This is a genomic window from Fibrobacter sp. (assembly GCA_012523595.1).
Lineage (GTDB): Bacteria > Fibrobacterota > Chitinivibrionia > Chitinivibrionales > Chitinispirillaceae > JAAYIG01.
The window spans coordinates 1-6088 of the sequence record JAAYIG010000133.1; the positions used below are offsets into that span (position 1 = coordinate 1).

A 6088-nucleotide genomic window follows, 5' to 3' on the forward strand; every position below is an offset into this window, starting at 1 on the left:
GTCCATTTGAAGACCCGGTGATCTATCACCTCAGAGGGCCCATGTACCCCCTCAGGCTGAAAAAAAGACGCAGGATCAGGACGCAGAAGATCATTATCGAGCTTATAGAAATAACGGCTTCCGGGCAAAACCCCTGTGATATCGGCATACCAGTAACCATCCGCCTGCCTTTCCATGGGGATAAGGATTTCCCTGGGAAATATCACCTTTACATCAACACTTCTGCGATGAGGCGCCCAGACCGTAAACGATGTGCGGTTTTCACCACGATAATATGCACCGATTTTCATTTTGATCCCCGAATTCATATCTGTTGTTTGGTATATACTTTACATTTCAATAATCAGGTATGCTTATCTGCAACTTAAACGGTATCGGAATCGAAATACTTTGTTCAAGAACAGAATATCCATTTTAATCCGCTTGATCAAATCCCGGAAAGAAATGATGTACTCCTGTACCGGTATCAAATCAGGACTTTACAACACCAGTACTTTTCATGATATGTAAAATCCCCTTAAGAGGTATTATCACCCACTCAGGCCTGTTGTTAAGCTCATATCCCAGTTCGTAAACCGCTTTCTCCAGAAGAAAAGTCTGGAACAGGATGTCAATCTGTTCGGCTTCCCGGGGAACAAACGATGACTCTCCTGTAGTGTCAAGATAAGACCTGAGAAAAATACCGCTGACATAATGGTACCAGGGCTCTATCCAGGTCTCAAGAAACTGATAGTCGGATGAGCGGAACGTGGGATTGAGAAATAGAGTGCCATGGGCGGCATAATGAAAAGAGCGCACCATCCCGGCTACATCCCTGAACGGAGAACGCTTCAGTTTACGCTCGCTCAACGGGCGGGCAGGCTCCCCCTCAAAATCCATGATAACAAAGTCTTTACCTGTGTAAAGTACCTGCCCCAGATGATAATCACCATGGATTCTGATCTTTGTGGAGGTGATCCTGCGGGAGGTAATTCTCTTTATGATCTCTATAATCCTCTTCTCCATAGATATCACCTCTTTACCCAAATCCCTGACCTCATCCGGAAGATATTCAAGCCTCTTTTCCAGCAGACGGAAGTTTCTCTGAACAAGCCCCTGAATAGACTGGTAAAGAGATCTCTGATACAGATAAGAAAATGACTCCGGTTTGAACACAGGATCATCCTGTGACCTGCCCAGAGCAAGATGCATCTGTGCAGTCCTCTTTCCTAAGAGCGAAATCATCTCGAAGAAAAACTCCCCTACCATAGATGAAAGAGATGACGGTATATCTGAAGACCTTATCTCCCTCATCTGGGGGTAGCTTTGGGGAAGCTGCCCTGCTTCACTCTTTTTTGAAAGCACCTGTTCAAAATATCTGGCAACCATACCCGATACATAAGACCAGGAATCGCCGCTGTTTTCCACGAAACTCTGCAGAATAGCAATAGTAAATGGCTGCCCGCTGCCTCTTCTGTACTCAATTGCCCCCATGAATGCAGGAGTATTCACAAAACCATCATCCTGCGAGAGAAAACGCATCATTTCAAGTTCCGGGTTCACCCCCTCCTCAAGACGTCTGTAAAGCTTAAGGAAAAGAACATCCCCGAATACAATCGCAGAGTTGCTCTGCTCCACCTTGAGAGGACGGCTGGCAAGAGTTCCATGGGACTCCATGACAGCTTTAAGCTGCCTCGATGAAGCAGAACCCGCAAGTGTCCATCCCGATCCACGAAGATTCTTTCTCGAAACAATCAGATTCAAAAGCCCGTCATGCACATCCTCATCGTATGTACCATCGTAGATATATCCCTCTTTGTCATCCACCAGTATATCAGTAATCACCGCCTGAGGAAAATCGCTGCTGATCCTCTTCTGCGCAGTCTTATACGCAAATGACACGGGCAGAAGATAGTACTCCTCACCCCTGTCTGTAAAAATGACCTTCAGGATCAGGAGATGAGAATTGGAGACATTGCCCTTAAAGCAGATGTCTCTGACAATTTTAACCACCTCAATCTTTCTTGTCTTTGATGAAAACCAGCGGCATTGCACCAGATAACGGGGGAAAAGCCTCTCCTCCAGCACCTGACGGCTTTTACCGCTGAAAATTGTCTCCCAGCTCTTTTTAAGTTTCATCGACGGCATCAACTCCTCAGCTATTCCGATCTCCTCACGGCTCTTTCCAAGCAATAACCAGTAATAATCGTTGGGTCCCATAATCACCATATAAGGACCCTCCTTAATGATAGGGAAAATAGTTCTCCCAAACACCTCCTCGGGAACAAGACCCGCAAACTTTGGCATTTCCAGATTAACAACCTGGCTGAATTTGGAAAGATTTACTATCACAAGGATAATCTCATCTTCGTACTGACGGCAGTAGGCAAAAACCCGCGGGTTGTCACCTGAGATAATCTCAAAGCTGCCCCTGCTGAAAGCCCTGAACCTCTTGCGCATCGCAATTACCCCCCTCATCCACCACAGTAGAGAGGAGATACTCGATTCCTGGTTGCGTACGTTTAAGGCCTCGAAATGATACTCCGGATCTATGATTACCGGCAGATAGAGCCTGTGGGGATTTGCCTCTGAGAACCCCGCATTGCGGTCAGGCCCCCACTGCATCGGTGTACGTACCCCGTTTCTGTCCCCCAGGTAATAATTATCCCCCATCCCTATCTCATCGCCGTAGTAAATAATCGGAGTACCAGGAAGAGAAAAAAGGAGAATATTCATCAGTTCGATTTTCCTGCGGTCATTTGACAAAAGAGGAGCCAGACGCCTGCGGATCCCCAGATTAATCTTTGCCCTGGTATCCTTGGCATACACCCTGTACATGTAGTCACGTTCCTCGTCAGTCACCATCTCCAGTGTCAATTCATCGTGATTGCGCAGAAAAAGCGCCCACTGGCAGATCTGCGGTATGGGTGGAGTAGAGCGCAGAATATCGGCTATGGGAAAACTGTCCTCCATCTGTAAAGCCATAAACATCCGTGGCATAAGAGGAAAATGGAATGACATGTGACACTCATCGCCATCCCCGAAATAAGCCACCGAATCCTCAGGCCACTGGTTGGCCTCGGCCAGAAACATTTTGTTGCTGAAAGAGGCATCAACATGTGCCCGCAGTTTTTTCAGGAAATTGTGAGTTTCGGGAAGATTCTCACAGTTAGTCCCCTCTCTTTCGTAAAGATAAGGGACCGCGTCAAGCCTCAGCCCGTCAACCCCCATCGAAAACCAGAAATCAATTACCCTGAAAAGATTCTTATGTACCAGCGGTTCGTCGAAGTTGAGATCCGGCTGATGAGAGTAAAAACGATGCCAGAAATAAGCCTTCGCCACCGGGTCCCAGCTCCAGTTTGACGACTCAAAATCTTTGAATATGATACGGGCATCCTTGTACCTGTCCGGAGTATCACTCCAGACATACATGTTTCGACGGCGAGTGTTTGGTTTGGCTCGCCTTGATTGCTGAAACCAGGAGTGGTCAGATGAGGTGTGGTTAAGCACCAACTCCGCAATAACCCTTAAACCCCGCTTGTGAGCCGCCCTGAGAAAACTGCGGAAATCACGCAGGGTTCCATAGTCCGGATGAATATTAAAGTAATCGGAGATATCGTAACCGTCATCACGCAATGGAGAGGGATAAAAGGGCAAAAGCCAGATAGTATTGGCACCAAGCCCCTCGATATAATCCAGCTTCTCGGTAAGCCCCCGGAAATCCCCCACCCCATCACCGTTACTGTCACGAAAAGCACGCACATGCAATTCGTAAATGATTGCATCCTTGTACCAGAGAGACTCCTCGGGAAGCTTCTCCTGTCTTATATCACTGCTCTTCTGGTATACCATTACAGGCCCTCTGCTTCCACCTGTTTCTCCTCATCCCGCCCCCATCAGTAATACTCATACTGCCCCTCCTGCCTCAACTGACGCTGGACACTCAGGAGAAGGGCAGGAGACCTCTGTGGATCCAGTGTGACTCTGCTCCGTTCTCCGCTCCACACAAAACGCTCCCCGCTTAGAAGATCATCGAGAAAAAGAGGCTGCCCGGGGGAGACAGAGAGATCCTGCAGAGGAAGCTTCAGTGTGCCACTCTGAGGATGAAAAGGATCCAGATTGACGACCACAAGGACAACATTTGACAGATCAGATGTTGCTTTACCGTAGAACAGAAGATACTCATTATTAACCGAATAGAAACGCAGATTCCTTATCTGCTGAAGTGACGGGTTCTCGCGTCTGGCCTGATTCACCCTCTTTATCAGACTTCTCAACTCCTCTCCATCTTTCTTTTCCGCCCAGTTCTTTATCTCATATTTCTCAGCATCCCTGTACTCCTCTGTACCGGGGAGAGCATCAACAACCCCGTTCTCAAAGACCGGACCGTAAATTCCGTAGCTTGAGGAGAGTGTGGCGGCAAGCACCAGACGTACCGCGGAGGCTTTGACTCCACCAATCTGGAGATACTCCGGTAAGATATCGGGGGTATTGGGCCAGAGGTTTGGACGGAAGTACTCCACATGAGATCCTTTTGTCAACTCATTGAAGTAGTTTGTCAATTCCTCCTTTGTGTTGCGCCATGTAAAATACGTGTAGGACTGGTTAAACCCTATTTTGGCCAGACGATACATCACTTTTGGCCTGGTGAATGCCTCCGAGAGAAAAATCACCTCAGGGTAGCGCTTTCTTATCCTGGAAATCAGCCATTCCCAGAATGCAAATGGTTTGGTATGAGGATTATCCACGCGGAAAATCCTTACCCCCTTTTCAATCCAGAAAAGTACTACACTCTCAAGCTCCTCCCAGAGCGATCTCCACTCCTCACACTCAAAATCAAAGGGAACTATGTCCTCGTAACGCTTGGGAGGATTCTCCGCATACTGGATGCTTCCATCGGGCCGCGTCTTGAACCATTCCGGATGTTCCTTTACATAGGGGTGGTCAGGGGAGCACTGAAACGCGATATCCATAGCTACTTCGATTCCATAGGAGGCGGCGGCGTTTATAAGTCCCACGAAATCCTCCATGCTCCCAAGCTGCGGCTCAATGTCCTTATGTCCCCCGAAAGAAGAACCTATTGCCCAGGGACTCCCGGGATCACCCTCCTCCGAGACAGTGGTGTTGTTTCTGCCTTTACGGTTTGTAAATCCTATGGGATGAATGGGGGGAAGATAGAGGATATCAAAACCCATAGCGGCAATCTCAGGAAGTCTCCGCTCACAATCCCGGAAAGTACCATGAGAGCCGGAACCGGTGGAGCGGGGAAAGAGTTCATACCAGGTACTGAAAACTGCCTTTTTGGAATCCACCTGAATCTCAAGTGCAGGAGAGTACTCCACGGCAAGGGAAAGATCCGGGTATAGACTCATCATGGCGGTTATCTCTTTGTCCGTAGCAAGAAGAACCGCTGCTGCAGCCTCGGAGGCTGAGAGAAGATCACGGGCACGGTCCAGAAGAGGGACGGAGAACTCAGAAGGAACTCTCCTTGAGGCCTGCTCAAGAAGAATCGAACCTACTTTCAGGTCAACACTTATGTCCTGACCGGCATTAAACTTTTTGGTGAGAAAATGCTGCCAGGTTGCGAAATGATCCACCCACGCCCGGACAGTAAAAAAATACCTCCCAGGCTCAGAGACAACAAAAGCGTTTTCCCACCTGTCATTTCCTTTATGATAAAGGGGCAGACTCTCCCAATCCGCCTGCTCCTCTCTGCGGAAGAGAAGAACTGCACCCAGCTCATCATGACTGTCACAGAAAATATCAACTCTTACCTCTACCAACTCCCCCTCACATCTCTTGACCGGGTACCGCCCGCACTCCAGAGATGGCTGCAGATTCTCGATAACAACCCGCTTTCTCCCGTCAAACTCCATCTCCACTCACCCCCAGTCTGGATTACTCAGAAAACTACAATGCAGATTTTTCTAACTGAATATTTAAGTGTTGCAATAGGTGTTCCAATGTAAGTTCAGTTCGCTCCCCTGAAAACATCCCGTGGCATGACTTTTGAAAAGGAAATCAATTGAATGCATGATCCTGATTCACAAGCAGAAAGGATAGGAGAAATGTCAGCGAACGATTCCAACCTGCACCAGTCCATAAACGA

At 48.1% G+C, this 6088-nt stretch carries 3 protein-coding genes; all 3 read right to left on the minus strand.

Annotated features, from left to right (window positions below; translation table 11 throughout):
- The coding region (locus GX089_09035; GenBank protein NLP02625.1) for a malto-oligosyltrehalose trehalohydrolase at positions 1 to 290 on the minus strand (290 nt) is incomplete at its 3' end.
- Positions 291 to 471: 181 nt separating this feature from the next.
- The gene (gene treS, locus GX089_09040) at positions 472 to 3831 is read right to left on the minus strand and encodes a maltose alpha-D-glucosyltransferase (protein ID NLP02626.1); all 3360 of its coding nucleotides are present in this window, start codon (positions 3829 to 3831) and stop codon (positions 472 to 474) included.
- A 44-nt stretch (positions 3832 to 3875) separates the two neighbouring features.
- On the minus strand, positions 3876 to 5855 hold the full coding sequence (locus GX089_09045; GenBank protein ID NLP02627.1) for an alpha-1,4-glucan--maltose-1-phosphate maltosyltransferase: 1980 nt from the start codon (positions 5853 to 5855) through the stop codon (positions 3876 to 3878).
- Between the last annotated feature and the right edge of the window lie 233 nt (positions 5856 to 6088).